Source organism: Candidatus Competibacter denitrificans Run_A_D11 (assembly GCF_001051235.1).
GTDB classification, from domain to species: domain Bacteria; phylum Pseudomonadota; class Gammaproteobacteria; order Competibacterales; family Competibacteraceae; genus Competibacter_A; species Competibacter_A denitrificans.
In genome coordinates this window covers 20,457-43,397 of sequence record NZ_CBTJ020000057.1, presented here as the reverse complement: position 1 = coordinate 43,397, position 22,941 = coordinate 20,457, and the positions used below count along the sequence as shown (strand labels likewise).

Annotated in this window: 25 protein-coding genes and 3 pseudogenes; 19 read left to right on the top strand and 9 right to left on the bottom strand. The window is 60.6% G+C overall.

Annotated elements, in window-relative coordinates:
- Positions 1 to 23: 23 nt before the first annotated feature.
- Positions 24 to 1,196 (top strand): MFS transporter, encoded by a 1,173-nt coding sequence (locus tag BN873_RS12550; RefSeq protein ID WP_048674179.1) that lies wholly within the window; start codon positions 24 to 26, stop codon positions 1,194 to 1,196.
- Positions 1,197 to 1,415: 219 nt separating this feature from the next.
- On the opposite strand, the gene BN873_RS12545 is transcribed toward BN873_RS12550, so the two are convergent.
- The 3 genes from BN873_RS12545 to BN873_RS12535 are packed head-to-tail and all read right to left on the bottom strand — an operon-like array spanning position 1,416 to position 3,058.
- A complete protein-coding gene (locus BN873_RS12545; protein WP_048674177.1) occupies positions 1,416 to 2,117 on the bottom strand; it encodes a YecA/YgfB family protein in 702 nt (233 codons plus the stop codon).
- 40 nt (positions 2,118 to 2,157) lie between these two features.
- Positions 2,158 to 2,586, bottom strand: coding sequence for a PIN domain-containing protein (locus BN873_RS12540; RefSeq protein ID WP_048674175.1), 429 nt, complete (start codon positions 2,584 to 2,586; stop codon positions 2,158 to 2,160).
- Positions 2,576 to 3,058, bottom strand: a complete 483-nt coding sequence (locus BN873_RS12535; protein ID WP_048674173.1) for a hypothetical protein — start codon at positions 3,056 to 3,058, stop codon at positions 2,576 to 2,578. Before BN873_RS12535 ends, BN873_RS12540 begins: the two co-directional genes overlap by 11 nt.
- A 107-nt stretch (positions 3,059 to 3,165) precedes the next feature.
- On the opposite strand from BN873_RS12535, the gene BN873_RS12530 reads away from it, so the two are divergent.
- Positions 3,166 to 3,624 (top strand): YaiI/YqxD family protein, encoded by a 459-nt coding sequence (locus BN873_RS12530; protein WP_048674171.1) that lies wholly within the window; start codon positions 3,166 to 3,168, stop codon positions 3,622 to 3,624.
- A gap of 146 nt (positions 3,625 to 3,770) precedes the next feature.
- Here the strand turns inward: BN873_RS12530 and BN873_RS20970 are convergent, their stop codons facing one another.
- The 4 genes and pseudogenes from BN873_RS20970 to BN873_RS20955 all read right to left on the bottom strand — a co-directional run bounded on the left by BN873_RS20970 (position 3,771) and on the right by BN873_RS20955 (position 7,817).
- On the bottom strand, positions 3,771 to 5,219 hold the full coding sequence (locus BN873_RS20970) for a hypothetical protein (RefSeq protein ID WP_139031714.1): 1,449 nt from the start codon (positions 5,217 to 5,219) through the stop codon (positions 3,771 to 3,773).
- A gap of 223 nt (positions 5,220 to 5,442) precedes the next feature.
- Positions 5,443 to 6,165 (bottom strand): annotated as a pseudogene (locus BN873_RS21475) (IS110 family transposase); the annotation flags it as partial.
- Between the two features lie 377 nt (positions 6,166 to 6,542).
- The gene (locus tag BN873_RS12520) at positions 6,543 to 7,373 is read right to left on the bottom strand and encodes an IS5 family transposase (RefSeq protein ID WP_082161266.1); all 831 of its coding nucleotides are present in this window, start codon (positions 7,371 to 7,373) and stop codon (positions 6,543 to 6,545) included.
- A gap of 36 nt (positions 7,374 to 7,409) precedes the next feature.
- A complete protein-coding gene (locus BN873_RS20955) occupies positions 7,410 to 7,817 on the bottom strand; it encodes a transposase (protein WP_053085338.1) in 408 nt (135 codons plus the stop codon).
- Between the two features lie 261 nt (positions 7,818 to 8,078).
- Between BN873_RS20955 and BN873_RS21365 the strand changes: the two are divergent.
- The 16 genes and pseudogenes from BN873_RS21365 to BN873_RS12445 all read left to right on the top strand — a co-directional run.
- Positions 8,079 to 8,216, top strand: a pseudogene (locus BN873_RS21365) (helix-turn-helix domain-containing protein); the annotation flags it as partial.
- Positions 8,217 to 8,370: 154 nt separating this feature from the next.
- Positions 8,371 to 9,147: pseudogene (locus tag BN873_RS12510) on the top strand (IS630 family transposase); the annotation flags it as partial.
- A gap of 79 nt (positions 9,148 to 9,226) precedes the next feature.
- Positions 9,227 to 9,973 (top strand): phage Gp37/Gp68 family protein, encoded by a 747-nt coding sequence (locus tag BN873_RS12505; protein WP_048674166.1) that lies wholly within the window; start codon positions 9,227 to 9,229, stop codon positions 9,971 to 9,973.
- A 57-nt stretch (positions 9,974 to 10,030) separates the two neighbouring features.
- A complete protein-coding gene (locus tag BN873_RS12500; RefSeq protein WP_048674164.1) occupies positions 10,031 to 10,390 on the top strand; it encodes a type II toxin-antitoxin system RelE/ParE family toxin in 360 nt (119 codons plus the stop codon).
- The gene (locus tag BN873_RS12495; RefSeq protein ID WP_048674162.1) at positions 10,390 to 10,725 is read left to right on the top strand and encodes an XRE family transcriptional regulator; all 336 of its coding nucleotides are present in this window, start codon (positions 10,390 to 10,392) and stop codon (positions 10,723 to 10,725) included. The genes BN873_RS12500 and BN873_RS12495 overlap by 1 nt, the downstream gene beginning before the upstream one ends.
- A gap of 13 nt (positions 10,726 to 10,738) precedes the next feature.
- Positions 10,739 to 10,963, top strand: coding sequence for a type II toxin-antitoxin system HicB family antitoxin (locus BN873_RS20950; protein WP_242434432.1), 225 nt, complete (start codon positions 10,739 to 10,741; stop codon positions 10,961 to 10,963).
- Positions 10,903 to 11,166, top strand: coding sequence for a helix-turn-helix domain-containing protein (locus tag BN873_RS20945; protein WP_242434431.1), 264 nt, complete (start codon positions 10,903 to 10,905; stop codon positions 11,164 to 11,166). The genes BN873_RS20950 and BN873_RS20945 overlap by 61 nt, the downstream gene beginning before the upstream one ends.
- A 495-nt stretch (positions 11,167 to 11,661) precedes the next feature.
- Complete coding sequence (gene sctN, locus BN873_RS12485) at positions 11,662 to 12,990, top strand: type III secretion system ATPase SctN (protein ID WP_048674161.1); 1,329 nt, start codon at positions 11,662 to 11,664, stop codon at positions 12,988 to 12,990.
- On the top strand, positions 12,987 to 13,496 hold the full coding sequence (gene sctO, locus BN873_RS12480) for a type III secretion system stalk subunit SctO (protein WP_048674159.1): 510 nt from the start codon (positions 12,987 to 12,989) through the stop codon (positions 13,494 to 13,496). The genes sctN and sctO overlap by 4 nt, the downstream gene beginning before the upstream one ends.
- Complete coding sequence (locus BN873_RS12475) at positions 13,477 to 14,484, top strand: hypothetical protein (protein ID WP_048674156.1); 1,008 nt, start codon at positions 13,477 to 13,479, stop codon at positions 14,482 to 14,484. The genes sctO and BN873_RS12475 overlap by 20 nt, the downstream gene beginning before the upstream one ends.
- Before the next feature lie 6 nt (positions 14,485 to 14,490).
- The gene (gene sctQ, locus BN873_RS12470; RefSeq protein WP_048674154.1) at positions 14,491 to 15,489 is read left to right on the top strand and encodes a type III secretion system cytoplasmic ring protein SctQ; all 999 of its coding nucleotides are present in this window, start codon (positions 14,491 to 14,493) and stop codon (positions 15,487 to 15,489) included.
- The gene (gene sctR, locus BN873_RS12465; RefSeq protein ID WP_048674153.1) at positions 15,482 to 16,132 is read left to right on the top strand and encodes a type III secretion system export apparatus subunit SctR; all 651 of its coding nucleotides are present in this window, start codon (positions 15,482 to 15,484) and stop codon (positions 16,130 to 16,132) included. The genes sctQ and sctR overlap by 8 nt, the downstream gene beginning before the upstream one ends.
- Positions 16,129 to 16,392 carry a type III secretion system export apparatus subunit SctS gene (sctS, locus tag BN873_RS12460; protein ID WP_048674151.1) on the top strand — a complete coding sequence of 88 codons (264 nt, stop codon included), beginning with the start codon at positions 16,129 to 16,131 and terminating at the stop codon, positions 16,390 to 16,392. The genes sctR and sctS overlap by 4 nt, the downstream gene beginning before the upstream one ends.
- A 5-nt stretch (positions 16,393 to 16,397) precedes the next feature.
- The gene (sctT, locus tag BN873_RS12455; RefSeq protein WP_048674149.1) at positions 16,398 to 17,180 is read left to right on the top strand and encodes a type III secretion system export apparatus subunit SctT; all 783 of its coding nucleotides are present in this window, start codon (positions 16,398 to 16,400) and stop codon (positions 17,178 to 17,180) included.
- Positions 17,177 to 18,217 carry a type III secretion system export apparatus subunit SctU gene (gene sctU / locus BN873_RS12450; RefSeq protein WP_048674146.1) on the top strand — a complete coding sequence of 347 codons (1,041 nt, stop codon included), beginning with the start codon at positions 17,177 to 17,179 and terminating at the stop codon, positions 18,215 to 18,217. Before sctT ends, sctU begins: the two co-directional genes overlap by 4 nt.
- A gap of 322 nt (positions 18,218 to 18,539) precedes the next feature.
- The gene (locus tag BN873_RS12445) at positions 18,540 to 20,606 is read left to right on the top strand and encodes a PAS domain-containing sensor histidine kinase (RefSeq protein WP_171820472.1); all 2,067 of its coding nucleotides are present in this window, start codon (positions 18,540 to 18,542) and stop codon (positions 20,604 to 20,606) included.
- On the opposite strand, the gene BN873_RS12440 is transcribed toward BN873_RS12445, so the two are convergent.
- The gene (locus BN873_RS12440) at positions 20,593 to 21,309 is read right to left on the bottom strand and encodes a response regulator (RefSeq protein WP_048674142.1); all 717 of its coding nucleotides are present in this window, start codon (positions 21,307 to 21,309) and stop codon (positions 20,593 to 20,595) included. The genes BN873_RS12445 and BN873_RS12440 overlap by 14 nt on opposite strands.
- A gap of 66 nt (positions 21,310 to 21,375) precedes the next feature.
- Positions 21,376 to 21,786: an IS200/IS605 family transposase gene (tnpA, locus tag BN873_RS12435; RefSeq protein ID WP_048674139.1), complete on the bottom strand. Its 411-nt coding sequence runs from the start codon at positions 21,784 to 21,786 to the stop codon at positions 21,376 to 21,378.
- A 29-nt stretch (positions 21,787 to 21,815) separates the two neighbouring features.
- Between tnpA and BN873_RS12430 the strand changes: the two genes are divergently transcribed.
- Positions 21,816 to 22,859: an RNA-guided endonuclease InsQ/TnpB family protein gene (locus BN873_RS12430; protein ID WP_048674137.1), complete on the top strand. Its 1,044-nt coding sequence runs from the start codon at positions 21,816 to 21,818 to the stop codon at positions 22,857 to 22,859.
- Positions 22,860 to 22,941 lie beyond the last annotated feature (82 nt).

The window sequence follows — 22,941 nt, the reverse complement described above, 5'->3', positions numbered from 1 at the left end:
GGGGTCTCTCGCGGAGAAGCCAGATGAACAAACTCGCTGCGACGCATTGGCCGGCCGTGCTGACCGTTTATCTGATTGCCTTTTTGCAAGGCTTGACGCTGGTTAGTTTTCCCGCCAGCAGCGCCGTTCTGAAGCAAATGCACGGCTTCAGCGATGCCCAATATGGCGCGATCTTCCTGCCCCAGGTCGCGTTGGCGGTGGTGGGCGCGGTGGCGGGCGGAACGCTGGCCCGCCGCTTAGGCTTGCAGCCGCTGTTATGGCTGACGGCGGCGGGCAACGGCTTGTCGCAACTGGCGCTGGTGGCCAGCCTGTGGGTGAACCCCGCGCTGGTTTTTCCAATCATTCTGATCGGCACCGGGTTGTTGGGTTTCAGCTTCGGCGTGGGCGGCGCGCCGCTCAATAGCTACCCGCCGCAGTTTTTTCCCCAACGCGCTCCAACAGCCATTGTCGCCTTGCATACGCTGATGGGCCTTGGTTTGATGACGGGGCCGTTACTGGTGGATGGCTTCAGCCGAGCGGGTTGGTGGAGCGGCTTTCCCTGGTCGCTGCTGGGGTTGGGCGCAGGGTTGGCATTGACGGCGGCGCTCGTTCGGTTACCAACGGATGCCGCCGTTAAAACCGAGCAGCGCATCACGACAAAACCACCGCTGGCTTCCGCCACCTTCTGGATCTTCGCCAGTATTGCGGTGCTCTATGCCTTCGCTGAAGGGACCTTTAGCAATTGGGCGGTCATTTATTTACGTGAAGCCAAGGGATTATCGGCAGGCGTGGCGGCGTTGGCCCTGTCGGTATTCTGGGCCGCGATGGTGGCGGGTCGCCTGCTGGTTTCGGTACTGGTGGTCCGAATCGCGCCGTTGACGATTTGGTTGGCGTTGCCGGTGCTGATGATCGCGGCGTTCTGGCTCTTGCCGGGGGCGTCCACGCCGGTTTTAGGCTTAGGCTTGTTCGCGCTGGCGGGGCTGGCCTGTTCGGCGTTTTTCCCGTTGACCATCACCCTGGCGTCCGAACGATTTCCCAACGAGGTGGCTTGGGTGTCTTCCATGCTCATCGCCGCACTGATGGTGGGTGTCGGATTAGGTTCATTCGTGATTGGGCCGCTACGGGAATGGCTGTCGTTGGAGCAGCTTTATCGGCTTTCCGCCGTTTATCCTGCCGCCGTCATCGGCTTGGGTTGGTGGTCGCTCCATCGTTCGTGATCAGGGCCTAACCTCCAAAGATTTTGGCTAAGCCTGTGCTTTCCGTCAGGCGGCTGGTGGTATGCCAAACGGCCCCATTTAAGGCGGTGGGGCTACCTGTCATTAATCCTTGGGAGACTTAATGAAAACCCCGCGTCGGCCGGCGAGCGATGCAGGGGTTTCATCCGAGTTTGGGCAAGCCATAGAACAGCGCATTGGCTTTGGTCGCCCTTGGCGTTTTCAATGGGGCGTTGACGGAGTGGCTGCGCAACAGTGTTTATACTTGCGCCCGCTACCACAGGGGCACGGGTCATTTCGGCCGATCTTGGGGTTTTTTCTTGGCAAGGCGGCCTGCGCGGCAGCGCGACGATGCGGTGCGAAACGGCGATAAATCATGGTGAGCGCGGCAACCATCACTTGCAGCAACACCTCGCGGTCTTCCGCAGCGATTGCGGGTGGACGTAGATCGGGGTCTGGATCATGTTCGTGCGCCAGGATGAGCATCGGCAACAGCGGGCCGTCTACGGCATCGTCGGTGAGCAACTCCCGCCAGCTTTCGGATCGTAATTGCACGCCCTGCAAGAAACCATCCGCCCAGTCGTTGCCGTACACGACCCCTTGTTCATCTTCGAGGAGTAAAGGGAGATACACATCGTCTTTTTTCAGCGTGTGACTAAGCGCTGAGGCAATTGTGTTCCAGTGGCGTAGGATCAGCCCTAGTATCTCGTCGGCTTGGTCCAGGTTGTCAAAGGCATAGTCCTCGCCCAAAATCTCAGGCAGACACTCGCTGGGCGGCACGGGATCGGGGCCGCAGATCAGCGCGGCGAAGAATCCATCCAGCATTTCGAGATTCATTGCGCATGAGCCGATGCCTTCAAGAAAATCGCCTAACTGGTTGAGTTCGTGATCACTCAAGGGCTGATGGGTCTGCCGATGGCGCATCCGCCTTCCTCCAGAGCTTTCTTAAGCTTCATAGCGTGAATCAGATCCGCTCAGATGAGCATGTGAACGGATTCCACACCCGCATTCCGTCGATCATCCAACCGTCCTGAAGATCCTCGGTCACCAGTCGATCCGCGTTTTCGGCTAACGCCGTTTCCACGATCAGACTGTCCCAAAGCGATAGCTGTGAGCCGATGCTCCGCTGAATGCTTCGGGTGACCAGCGCACTGGAAATGACCGCAACCGGATAGGTTTGGAAATAGTGCACGGCTTGCAATGCCTGTGCAGGCGACAGCGGCCGCGCCAGTTTGCGCGTCACGGCCACGTAAAACTCTTGCAGCACTTGCGTGCTCAATCGGAGGTTCGGTTTGCGAAACACCGTCTGGGCGATGGCCTTTTTGGTAGGCGCATCGCTATCAAACAAATAAACCAAGATGTTGGTGTCGATAAACAGCACCTCATCGTTCATGCAACGCATCCCGTGTCCAGACGCTTTCGCCGCGTCCGGCCTGGCTGTGTTCAGCCAACGTCAACAGCCCCTCCAACGCGGCCTGCCGTTGTCGGCGACTGTCATCCAACCGGGCGTAATGAACCAGATACTGAGCGAGTACGGCATTGATCGAGGTATTCTCTTCCAATGCCCGAATCCGAGCGCGTTTGAGGACTTCCGCATCGACACTGATCGTGAGATTCGTCATAATCACCGCTCCACGATAATACGAACTCAGTGTAGCACGGCTGGGGAGCTTGAGATTACCCAGCCAATGCTCGACATCAGCCGGTACCAGATCCACGCCCTTTAGCGCCTGTAACTGCTGTACATAGGCTTCCAGCCTGAGGCCGAGACCCGATTGGCCACGCTGGATTTTAATGCCGAACCGGGCTTGATGGCAGGGGTTGCTATTAGCGTGATGTTTCCCTGATGATCGACCACGGGCCACCGGTGCGCCGCCGTGGAATAGAGAGATAATCCCAACTCTTCCAAGTCAAATAACCCAGCTACCGTTAAGATCTTCGTTACACCAGGCAATGCTTGGCAGATCACCTCATGAAAATCTGGATTGATGCAGATGCCTGCCCTGGCCCGGTGAAGGAGATGGTGTTTCGCGCTTCACGCCGGCTGGGTATTGCGGTCACGCTCGTGGCTAATCGTCAGCTTTTCAGCGGAGCGTCTCCCCTGATTACTGCGGTGTCGGTGGAACAAACGCTGGATGCGGCTGATCACTACCTGGTCCAGCACGCGGAACGCGGTGATCTGGTCATCACGGCTGATATTCCGCTGGCGGCGCGGTTGGTAGCGGGCGGGATGGCGGTTCTGAATCCGCGCGGTGAGGCGTATACGGTGGAGAATATACGGGAGCGGTTAAGCCTCCGCGATTTCAAGGAAGCCCTTCGCGCTGCCGGAACAGTTACCGGCGGACCTGCACCCTATCATGATCGTGATAAACGTGCCTTTGCCAACGCATTGGATCGCTGGCTGGCAAAACGGCAGCCACATCTGCTTTAACCCGTGAAGTGCGGGTGAGTATCAAGTTTGAGGAGCAACGGAACAGCGAATCGACTGAGAGACGCAGGACATTTCGTCCGATCTTGGACGTCTTTCTCTGGGATGCCTGCGCAGCAGCCCGGCGCTGTGGAGAGACAGAAAAACCCTCACTCAAACTCGCCGTTTTTGAATTTCAGCACACGACAGTTTTCCCTCACCACCCGCTGGAGGGCCTCTTCAAAAGCGGTGGGTGATTCCGCCCGAATCTCGACGGAAATGCTCACCTTGATATCATGCCGGGCGGTGAACTGCTGGACCACCTCATCGACAATCTCGGCAAAGGAGAATTTGGCCTTAACGGGGTCCAGTTCGACCGTGCCATAAAACTGCTGCTTGCCCGCCGGTCGCTGGTTTGGCGCGGCGACATCCGCACCGACTGCGTTCTCTCTGACCTCTGACGGTGGCCTGGGCGCGCCCGTTTCGGTCGTTCTGGCAGCGCGCTTTAACCGCTGGGCTTCCTCGGCTTGCAGCGACTCGCTATAGGTTGCTGCAACGGGCGGGGCGATCAGCACTAATGCTGAATCCAACAGCGGCGTCGTGGCCTTGCCGAAGCTGAAACCGATATATTTTCCATCCTCCTGTCCGTAGGCTAGACCGAAAAAGTCCGTGCTCCCAGCGCCCGCCGCCAGCGCTTTCTGATAGACGTGATCATCCTTGAGTCGGGGCAGATAGAGATAACAGCAGGTTTTCTGCCAGACATCGAGCGCGCCCGTGTCGTTTTTGTCTTCTTTCCAGAACCAGGTCTTGAGGATGTTGTGGAGATGAATCGGCGCCCATTCGGTAATCAATAGCTCGTTATCCCGCAAAACGTGTTCGATTTCCTGGGTGATATTTGGGGCGCTGGCCGCAATTGGAAAAAGCTCCCATTGGATGTCAGAAATGCCTTTACCGGGCCGGGCCTCCTGCATCGGCGCTAACAGCCAGCGCCAGGTTTCCCGGATCATCGGCCCCAGGGCGCTTTGGGCGTCTTCCAGGCTTTTAGCCGCCTGGCGGGACTGATATTGATCCAGGTTCAACTTCAGATCCCTGCTGTCGGTGACGATGGATTGCCACGCCAGGAGGCTTCTGACCTGATCCTTGAGGCGCCCTACGCATTCGTAATCGGCGGCCAAAAACAGGAGACGATTTTGTTTCTGGCACGGTTGCTCGCCCCGACTTTTGAGGCGTTCAGCCGCCGCTTCTTCGGCCAGATTGCGTCCGGAACGGTAGAACGCCGCATCGGGGGGCAACACCACCAAGCGCAGCAGCCAATCGTCGGGAATATCGCCGGACGGGGTAAAAATATGGACGGCGCCAAACACCCCTTGCCCAAACAGCCGTTGGACGCGATCCCGAATCGCCGGGATGACTTCTTCCTTGTCCTGGAACCGGCGCTTGCGCTCTTCCATCTCGCGGCACAGGTTGGGCCGGGTGTCGAACCAGTAGCGATTGTTGGCGCTATTGAGATAGTGCAAGCGGTCTACCAGACGCCGCAGCACGTCTTTGTAGACGCCGCAGGGCTGGCCGGGTTGGGCGCAGCCTAACACGATGCGTTCCGGCTCGACGCCGCGCACCATCTGGTTGGGGGTCGAGGGTGCGCTGCCGAGAAAGGATGCTCCGGGCCACGCGCCGCGCGGCCTGCACCGCACCAAAGCGGGTATCGCGTTCGATGTCGGCGGTCTCGGCTCGGTCGCCGTCCACGTCGCGTTCCAGCACCGGGTCCCAACCCTGCGGCAGGTAGTAAATCGCCTCGTTACGCACGTCGGCGTCGTACAGCGGCAGGCTGCCCGGCACGATCAGCAAATCCTTGTTGTCGTCCTTCCACAGTCGATGAATGACTTTGGCCATTAATTTCAGCCCGCCACGGGTGCGCTGAAACTTGTCCAATGATGACCAGTCTTCGTAAAGCCGCTCGAAGATTTCCGGGTGGATGGGATAGGCGCGCTGCAAGCGCTCGAAATAGCGGCTTTCCTGGGTTTCGTGTGGAAAGTCCGCGCTATTAGCCGTGTAGTAGTCGGCGAAAGCGCGGCAGACCTGCTCCGCGCCCGCTTGATCACTGATTGGGTTGAACAGCCGCCGCACGATCTCGAAGGCTTCCTCAGTCGCCACCGGTTTCCAGAGCGCTTGCACGGCTGCGGGGTGAAAGCTGGCCCGCAGAAGGCCGTAGGTGTGCAAGCGTTGGAGCCATTGGGCGTCGTTGACGTCCGTTTTGCGGCCGGGAACGTGCTTGACGTCGCGGGCATTGACGACGCAGACGTGAAGACCCCGTGCTTCCAGTACCTCGAATAACGGTATCCAATAGACGCCCGTGGATTCCATAGCCACTGTCTTGACCCCACAGGCGACGAGCCAGTCGGCCAACCGCTGAAGGTCGCCGGTGAAACTTTGAAAGGTCCGCACCGGGTCGGGATCGCGTTGAGGGGGTACCGCCACCACATGCCACTGCGATCCCACATCAATGCCCGCTGCATCGGCATTGATCGTCGATAGACGCTCGGAACGGTACGGCGTAGTGATTGATATTGGCTTATGCAGGGTCTCGTCCTCACCGTGAAAGTAGCCGGAAACGGGGACGGCGAATGTCATCACTTTCCTAATCGGGATCGCCAGCCAGCGTCACCACACGCAAATCCGCTACAGTCCCTGGGCTATGTTTTTTGACGGGGTCAATGCCACCAAAAAGTCAACGGCCACTGTTCCCAGCGCCTCTCGTGTAGCGGGACCCCGTTTCTAGCCCTACAAAAAGAGGGCGTTACAGCGCCCCATGAAAGGTTTTTTAGAATCTCCATCTCCAGCGCCTTCTCACCCAGTAGCTTTTTCAATTGGCTATTCTCCGCTTCCAAGCGCTGATCCGCCGTCTGCGCCTTCGCCCCGTTTAGAGCCTATCCGAAAATTCTTATTCAGATGTAAATGATTAAGAGCAGCCCTTCTTCATCAATGGGTGTCCATAGTTTTTTCAGCAGGATGCGGATAGAAGAAACCCAAATCATAGCGATACTGGAAGCGACTCTTTTTTCATAGACACGGACTAATCGGCGATAACGACTTAACCAGGCGAATGTTCTTTCCACCACCCAGCGACGGGGTAACACCTTAAAGCCTTTCGTGGTTTTTTTCACAATCTCCAACTCACAACCGAAGGTGTCTTTTACCCAGGTGGCGAGTTCTTCGCCCTGATAGCCCTGATCAGCCCACATCATTCGCAGTGTGGGTACGATTTCAAAGGTCTTCTTGAGCAAGGGATACGCCCCCTGACTGTCGTGGAGGTTGGCGGCATGGACGCCCACGGCCAGCACACAGCCTGTGGTATCCGTTACCATGTGATGCTTTCTGCCCTTGACCTTTTTATAACCGTCAAAGCCAGATTCTTCTGGCAGATTCTGCGGTGCCCTTGACGCTTTGACTGTCGATGATCCCCGCACTCGGTTCCGTGTTACGACCGTTTTTTTTCGGACCCGTCGGCGAACTTCCGCAGTCACTCGTTCAAAAAAACCAGTCGCCATCCATTTCGTATAATGGTAATTGACCGTCGTGCGCGCTGGAAAATCATGCGGCAGATACGCCCACTGGCAGCCCGTTTTATTGAGATATAAAATCGCATCCCACACCCGTCTCAAATCCACTTCCAATGGGCGGCCCGCCCCCATCTCGTCTTCTCCACGCAGGCAGTCTTCCACCACCACCCATTCTTCATCCGTCAGATCACTGGGATATCTTTTCTCTGGTGTCATTTCGAGGGTTCACCTGCTTTAATTCAAATCACCAATTTATAAGACAATGGTATTATCATTTTGTAAATATATCAATATGTTAATATTGGGATAGGCTCTTAACCCCTGACGACCCGCCGCCAGAAACTGCTCTTTCCACCGATAAATTTGATTCTCGTTGACGCCGCGCTGGCGGGCCACCTCCGCGACGCTCGGGCGCTCGCTTAACACCGCTAACACGATCCCCAACTTTTCTTCAACTGTCCAACGTTGACGTTGCTTGCCCATCACGTCCTCCACAACAGTCTCTTCAGTTTGACTTCTCATGGAAGAAATTCTTGGGGCATTACCATCCGTTCCCACTGATCGTCTCGCAAACCATACCGCCTCATCATCCACAAACTCCTCCAGACGTTTGCCAGCAGCAAATCTCAACCTGGTTTTTCTGTAAATCTGGAAAACCATCACGCCCCTAATTGATGACACGCCCTAGTGCTTCACCCGCACTGAGTTGACTTTAAGGGGCGGAAAGGTTTTCCATTGGAGGAACCCCCAACACGGAGCTTGCCGATACCCTTACCGAAATACGTTGTCCGGCTGAGCGGGGAGGAACGCGCCTGACTTGAGGGGTTGATCCCCACCGGAAAGCGGTCGGCATCGGTGCTGATCCACGCCCGAATTTGACTCAAAGCGGACACCGGGGCGGGCGGGCCAGGCTGGGACGACGAACGGATTGCCGAGGCGATTGACTGTGGAGAATCGACGGTTTACCGGGTGCGCCAGGGGTTTGTGGAACAGGGATTAGAGGCGGCGCTGTTTCGGAAGGAGCCTTACCGGTCGTCAGTATCGCAAGCTGGATGGTGAGCAAGAGGCCCGCTTGATTGCACTGGCCTGTAGCGCACCGCCCGAAGGGATCGCCGGTGGACGCTGCGCTTGCTGGCGGATCGGTTGGTAGAACTGGCGGTGGTGGAGCGCATCGGCCCGGACTGTGTCCGGATGACGCTCAAAAAACGCCCTTAAACCGTGGCTGCGTCGGCACTGGGTGATTCCACCGAACGCCAACGCCGAGTTTGTCTGTGCGATGGAGGATGTGCTGGAAGTCTATACCCGACCCCACGACCCGGCCTATCCGGTCGTCTGTCTTGATGAAATCAGCAAGCAATGGGTGGCGGAAACGCGCGTGCCATTGCCAACCGCACCGGGCCAGCCTGCGCGGGTGGACTACGAATACGAACGACACGGCACGGCCCATCTCTTCATGACCTTCGAACCCCTGACCGGCCAGCGCCACGTCACCGTCACCGACCGGCGCACCACCGTCGATTTCGCGCAGGAGGTCAAGGACCTGTTGGAGGTGCGCTATCCCCAGGCCGAAAAAGTCATCCTGGTCATGGACCATCTCAATACGCACAAACCCGCCGCCCTCTATCAGGCCTTCGAGCCAGCCGTCGCCAGAGGTCTACTTGAACGCCTGGAGATTCATCACACCCTGAAACACGGAAGCTGGTTTAACAGGGCCGAAATCGAACTGAGCCTCCTCAGTCGCCAGTGCCTGGATCGGCGCATCCCCGACACCATCACCCTGACGCACGAGGTCGCCGCTTGGCAACAAGCCCGTCATGCCGATCCCCGACCGGCAAATTGCGCGCATCAAAGAGCTGCGCGGGAGCTGCGCCGACTGGCGGCCTGCACCGGGGGCCAAGGACGTGGCCGAACTGAACCGGCGGGATCAACGCCGGACGGCTTGAACACTGGTGTCATGACTGAATGGCTGTTTGACGCCACGACGCCATGACGCCATGACGCCAACGATGGTGCCGGTCGGTTGGAAGAATCCTTTTCCCCGCTGGCTTCTTACACGAACACAAGCTGCGATGAGCGCCAGAAAAATCGAGTGGACCGAACAGACCTGGAACCCGGTCACCGGCTGCACCAAAGTGTCGCCCGGCTGCAAGCACTGCTACGCCGAGCGGATGGCGCTCCACCTCCAAGCGACGGGCGCGGCTGGCTACGCGGGTGGCTTCGCGCTGACCTTGCGCGAGGATCGCCTCGGCCAGCCGCTCGAACGCGACAAGCCCACCGTGTATTTCGTCTGCTCAATGGCCGACCTGTTCCACGAGGACGTACCGGACCCGTTCATCGACCGGGTGCTGGCGGTGATTCGCCGAACGCCCCGGCACACCTACCTGCTGCTGACCAAACGCGCCGAACGGTTGCCCGACTTCTTCGCGTCTCGATCCGTGCCGGCCAACGTCTGGCTCGGCGTCACGGTGGAGGATCGCCGCCACGGCCTGCCGCGCATCGAACACTTGCGCCAAGTGTCGGTCCGCGTCCGCTTCCTGTCGGTGGAACCCTTGCTGGAGGACCTAGGGCCGTTCGATCTGAGTAGCATCGGCTGGGTGATCGTCGGCGGCGAATCCGGCCCGGACGCTCGCCCGATGCGCAAGGAATGGGCCTTGTCGGTGCGGGATCGGTGCGCGGCGGCGGGCGTGAATTTCTTTTTCAAGCAATGGGGCGCCTGGGGACCGGACGGGGTGCGCCGCGACAAGAAAGCCAACGGCCGGTTGCTGGCGGGGCGGTTGTGGGACGAGCGGCCGGAGCTACGGGGAACGCTGCTTTGAGCGGTTCGCATAACTTGAAGGTTTTATAACTTATAACTTATAAGCTATCATGCGGCCATGAAATGGGAAGTGGAATACACCGACGAATTCGAGGCGTGGTGGTTTACGTTGAGCGAGGCCGAACAAGACGCTGTGGCGGCTTCGGTGGGAACACTCGAACAGTTGGGACCTTCTCTGCGGTTCCCGCACAGCTCCGGCATCGCGACTTCCCGGCACGATCACATGCGGGAACTTCGCGTGCAGCACGGTGGCGAACCTTACCGCGTGTTGTACGCTTTCGACCCTCGGCGCACGGCGATTCTGCTCGTCGGCGGCAAGAAAACCGGCGATGATCGCTGGTATGACACCTTTGTCCCGCTGGCGGATCGCCTGTACGACGAGCACTTGGCCCTGCTGAAAAAAGAGAGGTTTCTGTGATGGCAAAGAAATTTCGCGATTTGATGGCGCAAATGCCGCAAGAGCGGCAAGCGCGCATCGCGGCAAAAACCCGGCAGCTCATCGGCGAAATGCCCTTACAAGAGCTGCGGCGGGCGCTCGATCTCACCCAGCAGCAGGTCGCGGCCTCGCTCGGCATCAACCAGGTCGCCGTCTCCAAGATGGAAGGCCAGACCGACATGTACGTGAGCACCTTGCGCCGCTTCGTCGAAGCGATGGGCGGCGAGTTGCGCATCGTGGCCCACTTCCCCGAGGGCAACGTCGAAATCAGCCAGTTCAAGCGGGAGCCGGAGCCGGCCGAACCGGCAGCGGCGTAGGGCGGACGACGGCGTGTCAAAACGCCTGGAAGTGCGCTATCCCGCCGCGCTGGAAACGCAAGATAACGGCGCGCTCCGGGTGCGCTGCGTCGATCTGGAGGACACCTTCACGGAAGGGGCCACGCTGGACGAGGCCCTGTTCAACGGCGCCGAAGTGCGGTCGGCCATGCTGGGTGGATGCTGGACGAAAACGAACCCATACCCGATCCTTTTCCCGCCGGCGACGGCCTGTATCTGATCGCGCCGGACGCCCGGACCCAAGCGACCTTGCTGATCCGCCGGGCGCGCGGGGATCGGTCCTTGGCGGAACTGGCTCGCTCGCTGCAAACCTTCTGGCCTGCCGCGCAGCGGCTGGAGAATCCCCGCCACTCCCCGACCCTGCGGCAACTGGAGCACGCGGCGTCGGCCCTGGGCAAGCGCCTGGTGCTGGCGCTGGAGTGAGTCGGGCCAAGATCGTTCGATTGGAACGGAATCGATCCGGTTGAAAGCCCGCCCGTCCCGTCCTTCTGCCCGCCGGCGATCCGTTCGGACAGGACGCCCAAACCGGGCCGGTCAGACCCGGCCCCGTCTAGGGAGCGGACGCCCGGCGAACGGATGCCACTCGGGCGCGGCCTCGACTGGATCGGTCGGCGCGCTCGGTCCCGCGTGGCGGTTGCGGCTCCAGCTCATTTGGATCGCGGATCGCCAACCTTCGGCGCCTGCAGCATTGGGTTTCTCCATCCAAGTGTTCCCTTCCCATAGCCCCCTTACCTACCCCTTGTCAACCCCTCACATCGCGCGATTGCCCTGGCCAGAAACCTTCCAACGCCCCGCTTCTCCGCCAAAAAATGTTGTCAACACCCGTTTTTCCGGTTCAAACGCTTCCTAAAACATTCCCGCAAAAACCGTTACTCAAAGGTCAATGACACCGCCGTGTCCCACCTTTGAGATTTGTCGATGCACCACTTGAGCTATATCCTCGATTTCGTGGAAGAAGCCATCGAGGCCGCCCTGCCGCTGGCGATCAAGGGTCGGGTCACTCAAGTGGTCGGAACCATCATCAAAGCCGCCGTGCCGCAGGTCAAAATCGGCGAGCTTTGCCTGTTGCAGAATCCGGGCGAAACGCGAAGCTCGCAGGCCGAGGTGGTCGGCTTCGCCAAGGACGCCGCGCTGCTCACCCCGCTTGGCGACATGTTCGGCATCTCGTCGAACACCGAAGTCATTCCCACCGGCCGGATGCAGGAAGTCGCGGTGGGATCGGGTTTGCTGGGCCGCGTGCTGGATGGTCTCGGCAACCCGCTCGACCGCGACAAGAAAGGCCCTTTGCAAGCTGAAGCGTTCTATCCAGTTTACGCCGATCCGCCCGATCCGCTCACCCGGCGGGTGATCGCGAAACCTTTAGCGTTGGGATTGCGGGTGATGGACGGTCTGCTCACCTGCGGCGAAGGCCAGCGCATGGGGATTTTCGCCGCCGCCGGGGGCGGCAAGAGCACCCTGCTGTCGATGCTGGTCAAGGGCGCAGAGGTCGATGTGATCGTGATTGCCTTGATCGGCGAGCGCGGTCGCGAGGTGCGCGAGTTCATCGAGCACGACCTGGGGCCAGACGGCATGGCGCGGTCGGTGCTGGTGGTGGCGACCTCGGATCGGACTTCGATGGAACGGGCCAAGGCGTCCTACGTCGCCACCGCCATCGCCGAGTATTTCCGCGACCAGGGCAAGAAAGTCCTGTTATTGATGGATTCGGTGACCCGCTTCGCCCGCGCCTTGCGCGAGATCGGCCTGGCGGCGGGCGAGCCGCCGACCCGGCGCGGTTTTCCGCCGTCAGTGTTCGCCAACCTGCCCAAACTGATGGAGCGGGCCGGCCAGTCCGATAAAGGCTCGATCACCGCGCTCTACACCGTGCTGGTGGAAGGCGACGACATGACCGAACCGGTGGCCGACGAGACCCGCTCCATCCTCGACGGCCACATCATCCTGTCGCGCAAGCTGGCCGCCGCCAACCATTACCCGGCCATCGACGTGCTGGCCAGCACCAGCCGGGTGATGAACGCGATCGCGCCGCGCGAGCACAAAACCGCCGCCGGCCGCCTGCGCGAGCTGCTCGCCAAATACGAGGAAGTGGAATTGCTGGTCAAGATCGGCGAGTACAAAAAAGGCAGCGATACCGTCGCCGACGAGGCGCTCGCCAAGATCGGCGCGATCCGCGACTTCTTGCGCCAGGGCCTCGACGAAAAAATGCCGTTCGCCGAAGCCGTGACGCGAATGCAAGCCTTGGCCGGCGCATGACCGCGCTGCTGGCCGAGCTTTACCGCATCAAGCAATTGCGCGAGCACAACGCGCTGATCGAAGCGCGCAAGCGGCGCTATCAGGTCGAGGATCGAGCGCGCGCGCGCGACCAAAAAACCGGCGAGCTAAGCCACTACCAGAATTGGCGGCCCACGCGCGAGGACGAACTGTTCGCGGAAATTCACCACCAGCCGATCATATTGAAAGACGTGGACGACTATAAAGCCGCGCTCGGTTTGCTGCGGGAACGGGAAAATGGGTTGATCGATCAAGTGAACCAAGCGGAACAAGCCCTGGCGACCGCCAAGGAAGAATTAGCCGCCGCCGAAGCCCGTCATGCGGCCGCGCTCAAAGCCAAGACGAAGTTCGCGGAATTTCTCGACATCCAGCGCCGGGAAACGCAGCGGCTCAAGGATTATCGCGAGGAAATGGAACTGGAAGAATTCAGCGGCAAATCCACGCCCCCAACGCAGGAGAATCACCCCGATGGCGACGATGATCGCTAATGCCACGGAGGCAGCGTCGCGCAGCCCGCAGCCGCAAGCCGAACCATCGCGATCAGGATCGAGCAGCGCGGCAGGCCGCGACGTGGCGAGCGACGAACAAGCGTTTACGGCGGCGCTGCAAGGCGAACCGGCGTCAGCGGATAAAACCTTAGCGGGATCGCCAGTAAAGCAAATGGACAAAGCGTTGCTGCCCGAACGGCAAGCGGCTATCCAGCGCGGCGAGAAGCCGGATGCGCGGCCCGTTGATGTTTTTGGGGCTGCGCTGCCGCCAGGGTCACCGCTGTCACCTGAATCTCTGATTGGAACCCCTCGGAATTTGATCAGCGTCGAGCTTTCGCCCCAAGGCAAAAACCAACCAGCCGCGAGTTCGCGCGAGGCGTCGACCGCGCCGCCGACCTTAGCGGTCAGCGATTCTAGTGAAGCACCGCTTCCATCGCGCGCCGCTCCGAATGCTCAGACCACGCTTAGCGCAACCTCCGACCGCGAACCGACGCGGCGAACCACGGACTCCAAAACCGCCGACGACAAAACCGACCCGAACCCAACCGCCACGCTCGCGCTGGGCGATTCGATCCTGCGCGGCTTGCAAGGCAAGTCAGAACCTGAACTCGCCGCCGTGGGTTCGCCAGCGGTTTCAGAAAGCAACCTCAGCGAAATCGTTGACAAAGTCGCCGCCAGAATCCTGGTGGCGGATCGCTCGACCGGCGCGCCGGAAGTGCGCATCACCCTGAACCAATCCTTCTTGAACGGCGCTGAAGTGCGCGTCCGCCAAGACGGCGGCCAGATTGTCGTCGAACTCACTTCGCCCAATCCCGAATCGCAAAGTTTCTTAAGGGAGCGCGGCAACGATCTTCAACAGACTCTGCAAGACCGCTTGGGCGGCGAGGTTCGCGTCGAAATCCGCTCCCAGGACGCCGGCCGCGACCCGCAAGACGGTCGCTCGCGGCAACATCGCTCGGTGCAAGACGAATGGGAGGCCGAAAGGTAGCGCGCCATGTTGAATTTACCGACCTTGAGCCGCGCGGAACTCCGGTTGCGCAATCAGATTGCCCGCAAGAGCGGGCAACCGTTGAACCCGCCGCACGCTGCCGCCACGGATTGGCGCTGGCAGTTTCGCGCCGCGCCGCCCGCCGACTCGTCCGTGTTTCACTTGACTTGCGAGGTCGATGGCCAGCCGGGCTGGATGGCGATCAGCGCGCGGTTGTTGCACGCCCTGACCGGTTCGCACGTCGCGGACCTCAACGACATCATGGGCTTGCCAGAGGAATTGCGCGCTCTGCTGCTCGAAGCCGCCCTGGAAAAGCTGCTAGCGTCATGGGAACAGCGGCTGGGCCGGCAACTGAGGCTCGATGCGGTGGATTTCCGCGCGACGCCCGCCGAGGGCGGAATCGGCCTGTGCTGTCAGTTCGCCGCGAACGGCGAACGCATCGACGGTCAACTTTGGTTTGCTAACCATTGGCTGCCGCTGGTTACTCAATGGGTGGATGCCCTGCCGGATGCGCCAGGGAACGATTGGGACGCGCTTCCTGTGCCGGTGCGGTTCGAGCTGGGCCAGTCTCGGCTCGGCTTGGCCGAATTCCAAGCGCTGGCGCGCGACGATTTCATCCTGATCGAACGAGGCGCGTGGCCGCGCGACCGAACGGTGTCGATCCGCATCGGGCCGGATTGGCGTTTCCGTGGAACCCTCGAACCACAGCGCGTGATCCTACAGCAACGGGAGACGACGATGACCGACACCGTGACTGAACCGCAGGCGCTCGCGCAACTGGACGAGCTGCCGGTCACCGTAAGCTTCGACTTGGGCGAAAGCGCGTTGGCGCTGCGCGAGCTGAAAACGCTGCAACCGGGCTACGCCTTCGAGCTGGCGCGCGGTTTGGAGCGGCCGGTCACCGTCCGCGCCAACGGCGCGATCATCGGCAGCGGCGAGCTGATACAAGTCGGCGACTGCCTGGGCGTTCGCCTCGTGGATTTGTTCGCGCACGCTCATGGCTGAGATGCCCGATCCCTTCGTCCTGATCGCGAGCCTCGCGCTGCTTTCGCTCGCGCCCTTCATCGCGATCATGACCACCAGCTTCGTCAAGATCGTGGTGGTGATGTTCCTGGTGCGCAACGCCTTGGGCGTCCAGCAGATTCCGCCGAACATGGCGGTCAACGGCCTGGCGATCATCCTGTCCATCTACATCATGGCCCCGGTCGGTTTCGCCACCTACGATTTGGTCGGTCAGAACCCGCCCAGCCTGGCCAACCCGGCGGAAATCAAAACCACGCTGAACAACGGCGCGGAGCCGCTGCGCCAGTTTCTCCTCAAGCATTCCAACGAACGCGAGCGGCAATTCTTCGTCGATTCGGCGGCCGGGCTGTGGCCGGAGGAGCAGCAAAAATACGCGACGGCGGAGAGCTTTCTGGTGCTGCTGCCCTCGTTCACGGTGAGCGAGCTGAACCGGGCGTTCGAGATCGGCTTTCTGCTGTATCTGCCGTTCGTCGCCATCGACCTGATCGTGTCCAACATCCTGCTGGCGATGGGCATGATGATGGTCTCGCCCATGACCATCTCGCTGCCTTTCAAGCTGCTGCTGTTCGTGTTGCTGGACGGTTGGACGCGCTTGATTCACGGCCTGGTGTTGAGCTACCAATGAGCGAAGCGGAAATCATCGACTACGCCAGCAAGGCGCTGATGCTGGTGCTGCTGCTGTCGTTGCCGCCCATCATCGTGGCGGCCCTGGTCGGCACCCTGGTCAGCTTGGTGCAGGCGCTGACCCAGATTCAGGAACAGACCATTTCCTTCGCCTTCAAACTGATCGCGGTGGTCGTCACCCTTGCCCTGATCGCGCGCTGGCTCGGTATCGAAATCTTCAATTACGCGCTCAGCATCTTCGACGCCATCCCCCGGTTGTGACGGCGATGGAAACCGCGGAGCTACGCCAGTTGCTGCTGACTTTCTCGGTGGCCTTGCCGCGCCTGCTGCTGGCGCTCACCACCCTACCCCTGCTGCGCCGGCAAGTGTTGCCGGGGTTGACCCGTAACGCCGTGGTTTTCACCCTGGCGGTGTCAGTGTTGCCGGTCGCGGCGACGGGTTTGCCGGCCGCTCCCCACTCGACCGCCTGGCTGCTCGGCATCCTGCTCAAGGAAGCCTTCATAGGTCTGGTCATCGGCTATGTGACCAGCGTGCTGTTCTGGGCGGTGGAAGCCATCGGCTTCTTCATCGACAACCAGCGCGGCGCGACCATGGCCAGTTCGCTGAACCCGCTGACCGAGGAACAGACCTCGCCGCTCGGCATTCTGTTGTCCCAGGTGATGGCGGTGCTGTTCTTCAGCGGCGGCGGCTTCCTGGTCTATCTCGGCGGCATTTACCAGAGCTACCGCCTCTGGCCGGTCGCCTCGTTTTATCCCCGGATCAGCCTCGACGCCGCCGTCTATTTCCTCAACCAGCTCGATGTGCTGATGTATCTGGCCGTGTTTCTGGCGGGGCCGGTGATCGTGGCGATGTTTCTGGTGGAATTCGGCATGGGGTTGATCGGCCGCTTTTCGCCGCAGCTCAACGTGTTTTTTCTGGCGATGCCGGTCAAAAGCGCGCTGGCGAATTGGCTGTTGGTCGCTTACATCGCCATGCTCGTCTATTTTTTCAGCGCCGAATTCCAGCGGCTGTCCACCCTGCTGCCGCGCCTGCGGGGTTTGCTGGAATGAGCGACAAGACCGAACAACCCACCCCCAAACGGCTGCGCGAATCCCGCGAGAAAGGCCAGGTCGCCCACAGCAAGGAGGCGGTGTCGGCGGCCATGCTCATCGCCCTATTCGGCTATTTCTGGGCGGCCTGGGACGGCTATGTGGCCGGTCTCAAAGAACTGATATTGCTGCCGGTCGATCTGTACGGCCTGCCGTTCGCCGATGCCGTCAAACGCCTGTTCGATCTGTTGCTGGTGAAATGCGCCCAACTCGTGTTGCCGGTGCTCGGCATCGCCGTCGCGGCGGCGATCGTGGCGAACTTCGCCCAAGTCGGCGTTTTGCTCGCCTTCGAATCGATCAAGCCGGATTTGAAGAAGATCAACCCGGCGCAGGGCATCAAAAAGATTTTCTCCGTCAAGAACGTCATCGAAGCGCTGAAATCGATCATCAAGATCGGCTTTCTGTCGCTCCTGTTGTACCGGGTGATCAAGGACGGCCTCGGCGATCTGCTGAAGATTCCTTACCACGATCTCGCCAGCCTGTCGGGCGTCTTGGCGGCGCTGATGAAGCAGACCGTGTGGTACAGCACGGCGGCGTTCATCGTCATCGCGGCGGCCGATTACGCCTTTCAACGCTTCCAGCACCTGAAGGAACTCAAGATGAGCAAGGACGAGGTGAAGCGCGAATACAAGGAAATGGAAGGCGACCCCCACATCAAAAGCAAGCGCAAGCAGTTGCACCACCAACTGGTCATGGGAGGGATCGAACAACAAGTGAAGAAAGCCACGGTCGTCGTGACCAACCCCACCCACATCGCGGTGGCGCTGTACTACGAACAGGGCAAGACCCCGCTGCCGGTCATCAAGGCCAAGGGCGAAAACCTGATCGCGCGGCGCATCAAGGAAATCGCCCAACGCGAGGGCATTCCGATCATGGAAAACGTGCCGCTGGCGCGCGGCCTGTTCGCGCAGGGCGAAGTCGACCAATACATCCCCTCGGAACTGATCGGCGCGGTCGCCGAGGTGTTGCGCTGGGTGCAGAGCCTGGAGCGGCCTTAAAGTCTCCCGGCGCTACTCTATACTGGGCGAGGATAAGTCTTCGCGAATTCTTGCCGGAAGGAGGTGGTCAACCACCATGATCCCGTTCGACGCCAAGGCGGTGGAAATGCGCGGCTTGCGCCGGTCTTTTGCGGCACGCGGGGCGACGGATGCGCCTGCCGCCTCGGCCGAGGCGGTCTATGGCCGCGACGAACTGGAACGGCGCGTCTACGCCGGGCAAGTGGAGCTGCTGTATCAAAACGGGCCGATCGCCTTCCTCTTCACGCTGATCTGCGGCGCGGCGCTCGCCGTTGTCCAACAGCACGAAGTTCCGGCGCTGACGTTGTGGGTCTGGTTCGGGTGGCTGGCGCTGCTCACCGCCGCCCGCATGGCGCTCGCCTACCGCTATCACCGCGCCCGGCCGGTCGCTGCCGCCCAAGCGCGGCGCTGGGGCAACCGCTATTTGATCGGGCTGGGGCTGTCGGGCGTGACCTGGGGCGTCGGCGTCCTGTTCGTGTTTCCCACCGATCCCTATTCGCAGACCTTCACCGCGTTCGTGATTGCCGGCATCCTGTCGGGCGCGGCCGCGGTGCTGGCAGCGCGGGTGGAAGCGTTTCTGATCTTTGCGATCCCGTGCCTGTTCCCGCTGGCCGCGCGCTACTTTTTGCAAGGCGGCGATCTGCCCTTCATGCTGGGGGTGATGGTGCTGGTCTACTTCATCGCCATGTTGAGCACCATGCGCGGGGTGTATCGCACCATCCGCACCTCGCTGGAACTGGCCGGCGACAAGCGGGAATTATTGGGCGAAATCGCCGAGCGCCAACAGATGGAGCGGGCGCTGCGCGAAAGCGACGAACGCTACGATCTCGCCATGAAGGGGGCGCGCGAGGGTTTGTGGCACTGGACCGCGACCACCAAGCTGTTTCACGTTTCGCCGCACGTCAGCGAGATTTTGGGCTTCGATCCCCCGGTCGCCACCCTTGCGGTGCCGGAATGGCTGGCGCTCATCCACCCGGACGATTTGACCCATTTTCGCGACGCGGTCCGCGCCTACTATCGCGGCGACACCGAATTCTTCGAATGCGAGCTGCGGGTGCGGCGTCCCGATGGGGCCTACCGATGGGTCTTCAACCGGGGTTTGGGCCTGCGCGGTCACGAGGGATTCATTTATCGCGCGGCTGGCTCCATCGGCGACATCACCGAGCAAAAGCACGCCGCCGAGGAACACGAACGGCTGACCTCGCAACTGCGCCACGCCCAGAAGATGGAGGCGGTCGGCACCCTGGCCGGCGGCATCGCCCACGAGTTCAACAATCTGTTGGGGGTCATCCTCGGCTACACCGAGATGGCGCGTCAGGCGCCGCCGGACGATCCGCGCGCGGCGCAGTATCTCAAGCAAGTGCTGGTCGCCGGCAAGCGGGCGAAAGCCATCGTCAACCAGATACTGACCTTCAGCCGGCGCGGCGAGAGCGTGCGCAAAACGGTCGACATCCAACGCTTGGCGAGCGAAGCCGTCGAGCTGCTGCGCATCACCCTGCCCAGCACCATCGAAATCGTCGAGCGCTCGGAAGCCACCGGGGCGACGGTGGTCGCCGACGCCGACCAACTCCATCAAGTGTTGATGAACCTGGGCGCCAACGCCGCGCAGGCCATGCCGGAAGGCGGCACGCTGGATATCGCCTTGGAGCGGGTCGAGATGGAGCGGGAAGCGGCCCTCGTCGGCGTCGATCTGGAACCAGGCCCCTACGTCCATCTGGCCGTGAGCGACACGGGCGTCGGTATGGATCAAACCACCCTGGAGCGGGTTTTCGATCCCTTTTTCACCACCAAGGAAGTCGGCAAGGGCACCGGCTTGGGCTTGTCCATCGTCCACGGCATCGTCACCGATCACGGCGGCGCGGTGCGCGTCGACAGCGAACCGGGCCACGGCACCGCCTTCCATCTCTATTTGCCGTGTTCCGAGGGCGATGCCGACCCGGACGCCAACACCGAGCAACTGGTGTGCTTCGGTCAAGGCCAAGTGATCCTGTTCGTGGACGACGAACCGTCCCTGGTCGAGCTGGGCGAGGAATTGCTGGCCGCGCTCGGCTACGAACCGGTCGCTTACACCAGTTCCCAGGAGGCCTTGGCGGCGTTTCGCGCCAACCCCGAACGCTTTCAACTGGTGATCACCGATCAGATCATGCCCAAGCTCACCGGCCTGGATCTGGCCGCCGAACTGGCGCGCATTCGGCCCGATATCCCCATTCTGCTCGCCACCGGCCGCCCCGATCTCGCCCTGGCCGAGCGCGGGCGGCTCGCCGGGATTCGGGAGGTGCTGAAAAAGCCGCTGCTGATCCGCGAACTGGCCGAAGCCATCGGCCGGGTGTGGGCCGCCGAGCGCGGGCGGCGCGACGCTAGAGCACCGTGACGGCGGCCGCGAACAGATAACCCGCGCCCCACTCGGTCTTGATCAGTTGCGGCTCGCGCGGGTTGGCTTCCAGCTTGCGCCGCAGCCTTAAAATCACGCTGTCGATGCTGCGGTCGAACACTTCGTCGCTGTGCACCCGGCTCAATTCCAGCAGTTGATCGCGGCTCAACACCCGCTGCGGCGCTTGCAGGAACGCCATCAGCAGGTTGAATTCGGCGTTGGTCAAGGTGACCGCCTCGCCTTTGGGGTCGATCAAGCGCCGGGCGGCCAGATTCAATTCCCAATCGGCGAAGCGGTACGCTTTGATTTTACTGTCCGCTGGCGGCGCGGGCTCGCGCGCCTTGAACCGGCGCAACACCGCCTTGATCCGCGCCAGCAGCTCGCGCGGGTTGAACGGCTTGGTCAGATAATCGTCGGCTCCCAGTTCCAAGCCCACCACCCGGTCGATGGGATCGCTCTGCCCGGTCAGCATGATGATCGGGATATCGGACTCGGCGCGCAGCTTGCGCGCCAGGCTCAGGCCGTCTTCGCCCGGCAGCTTCAAATCCAACACGATCAGATCGACCGCACTCTCGGCCAGCAAGCGGGTCATTTCGCCCCCGTCGGCGGCGACGCTGACCCGATAGTCCTGAGTGCCAAGATAGTCGGCGATCAGTTGCCGAACCTGCGGATCGTCATCGACCACGAGGATATGCGGGGTCATCAATCTTCTCCGCGAGAGACCCCGACCTTTAGGCTGGGGAGGGATAGCGAACCGTCCGCAGGACGGTCAAGACGTAGGGGTTTGTTGCTGCTCAATGTATTGGCGAAGGACGGCAACAGGTGCACCGCCACAGGAGGCGGCAAAGTAACTGGCTGACCACAGGCCGCCGCGCCAATACCGCTGGGCAAGGTCGGGCCTTTCTTGTCGTAATCGTCGTGCAGAAACACCCTTAAGCGAGTTGACCAGCGTGGAAACCGCCACCTTGGGCGGATATTCGACCAACAAGTGGACGTGATCCGCTTCGCCGTTGAATTCAGAAAGCGTGGCGTCAAAATCCGTGCAGACGCGAGAAAAAGCGGTTTGCAAGCGTGCCAAGGCATCCTGATCAAAGATTTTACGGCGATACTTTGGAACGAAGACCAAGTGGACGTGAAGCTTAAAAACGACGTGCCTACCACGTCGAATATCGTTTTGCATTGCCTTAGACCAATTGTTAAAATACTTGAATGGTCAAGGTTTTTCGCTATCGGGTCAAATCCCTGAACGGTCTTTTGAATCGGCAAAGACGGGCGGTGAATTTCGTTTGGAATTTCTGCAACGACACGCAAAAGTTTGCGCTGAAGTGGCACAAGCGCTGGCCCAGCGGCTTTGATCTGAACACGCTGACCACAGGAACCAGCAAGGAATTGGGGTTGCACGCAGGCACGATTAACGCCGTCTGTGAGCAATACGCCAAATCCAGAGCGCAAAAGAAGCGCCCCTTTCTTCGCTATCGGGGTCGGAAGTCTTTGGGCTGGGTGCCTTTCAAGGGCCGTGACCTCAAGCGCGAAGGCAACGCCTTCCGCTTCCATGGCCACACCTTTCGGGTGTTCTATTCTCGTCCGTTGCCAGAAGGGAAAATCAAAGATGGCTCCAGCTTCTCGCAAGATGCGAGAGGCCATTGGTTTTTGAATATCGTGATTGAGGTTGCAGACGTTCCGGCCAGGGTGCCCGTGCACGGTGTTGGCATTGATCTGGGGTTGAAAGATTTCGCCACGCTGTCCACGGGAGCCAAGGTTGAAAACCGCCGCCACTACCGCGCTTTGGAACACCACTTGGGCATCGCGCAACGCGCCCATAAACGCCGCCAAGTGACCGCCCTTCACGCCAAGATCGTGAATCAACGCACGGATTTCCTGCACAAGGAAGCGCTGAAGCTGGTTAAAACCTTCGATTACATCGCGGTCGGCAACATCAATGCCGCCGCATTGGCCAAAACCCGCCTGGCCAAATCGGTTTTGGATGCGGGCTGGTCGTCCTTTCGTAACCTGCTCCGCTACAAAGCTATTGAGCACGGCGCATGGTTTGAGGAAGTGGACGAAAGAATGTCTACCCAGGTCTGTTCGACGTGCGGTTGTACGTCGGGGCCGAAAGGTGTCGCAGACCTTGGAATAAGAGACTGGGTATGTAGCGCGTGCGGTTCCAGACATGACCGTGATCAAAACTCCGCTTTAAATATCCTTCTCCGTTCGGGACATCGAACGCCAGTCGTGGGAATCCCTGTCCTTTAGGGCGGGGAGGATGTCAACGTTTGACCCTGTTTCGGGCTATCCGCCCGTGTCCGCGTCCGCCAGCAGCGGCGCGTCGGTGGCT

Coding starts and splice junctions, on each gene's coding strand:
- BN873_RS12540 (WP_048674175.1), bottom strand. CDS start 2,586: ATGAACGATGAGGTGCTGTTTATCGACACCAACATCTTGGTTTATTTG.
- tnpA (WP_048674139.1), bottom strand. CDS start 21,786: ATGCAAAACGATATTCGACGTGGTAGGCACGTCGTTTTTAAGCTTCAC.
- sctR (WP_048674153.1), top strand. CDS start 15,482: ATGGCTGAGATGCCCGATCCCTTCGTCCTGATCGCGAGCCTCGCGCTG.
- sctS (WP_048674151.1), top strand. CDS start 16,129: ATGAGCGAAGCGGAAATCATCGACTACGCCAGCAAGGCGCTGATGCTG.
- BN873_RS12495 (WP_048674162.1), top strand. CDS start 10,390: ATGGCAAAGAAATTTCGCGATTTGATGGCGCAAATGCCGCAAGAGCGG.
- BN873_RS20945 (WP_242434431.1), top strand. CDS start 10,903: ATGCTGGACGAAAACGAACCCATACCCGATCCTTTTCCCGCCGGCGAC.
- BN873_RS12550 (WP_048674179.1), top strand. CDS start 24: ATGAACAAACTCGCTGCGACGCATTGGCCGGCCGTGCTGACCGTTTAT.
- sctO (WP_048674159.1), top strand. CDS start 12,987: ATGACCGCGCTGCTGGCCGAGCTTTACCGCATCAAGCAATTGCGCGAG.
- BN873_RS12545 (WP_048674177.1), bottom strand. CDS start 2,117: ATGCGCCATCGGCAGACCCATCAGCCCTTGAGTGATCACGAACTCAAC.
- BN873_RS20970 (WP_139031714.1), bottom strand. CDS start 5,219: ATGGTGCGCGGCGTCGAGCCGGAACGCATCGTGTTAGGCTGCGCCCAA.
- sctT (WP_048674149.1), top strand. CDS start 16,398: ATGGAAACCGCGGAGCTACGCCAGTTGCTGCTGACTTTCTCGGTGGCC.
- BN873_RS12475 (WP_048674156.1), top strand. CDS start 13,477: ATGGCGACGATGATCGCTAATGCCACGGAGGCAGCGTCGCGCAGCCCG.
- BN873_RS12430 (WP_048674137.1), top strand. CDS start 21,816: ATGGTCAAGGTTTTTCGCTATCGGGTCAAATCCCTGAACGGTCTTTTG.
- BN873_RS12440 (WP_048674142.1), bottom strand. CDS start 21,309: ATGACCCCGCATATCCTCGTGGTCGATGACGATCCGCAGGTTCGGCAA.
- sctN (WP_048674161.1), top strand. CDS start 11,662: ATGCACCACTTGAGCTATATCCTCGATTTCGTGGAAGAAGCCATCGAG.
- BN873_RS12520 (WP_082161266.1), bottom strand. CDS start 7,373: ATGACACCAGAGAAAAGATATCCCAGTGATCTGACGGATGAAGAATGG.
- BN873_RS20955 (WP_053085338.1), bottom strand. CDS start 7,817: ATGGTTTTCCAGATTTACAGAAAAACCAGGTTGAGATTTGCTGCTGGC.
- BN873_RS12500 (WP_048674164.1), top strand. CDS start 10,031: ATGAAATGGGAAGTGGAATACACCGACGAATTCGAGGCGTGGTGGTTT.
- sctU (WP_048674146.1), top strand. CDS start 17,177: ATGAGCGACAAGACCGAACAACCCACCCCCAAACGGCTGCGCGAATCC.
- BN873_RS12505 (WP_048674166.1), top strand. CDS start 9,227: ATGAGCGCCAGAAAAATCGAGTGGACCGAACAGACCTGGAACCCGGTC.
- BN873_RS12530 (WP_048674171.1), top strand. CDS start 3,166: ATGAAAATCTGGATTGATGCAGATGCCTGCCCTGGCCCGGTGAAGGAG.
- sctQ (WP_048674154.1), top strand. CDS start 14,491: ATGTTGAATTTACCGACCTTGAGCCGCGCGGAACTCCGGTTGCGCAAT.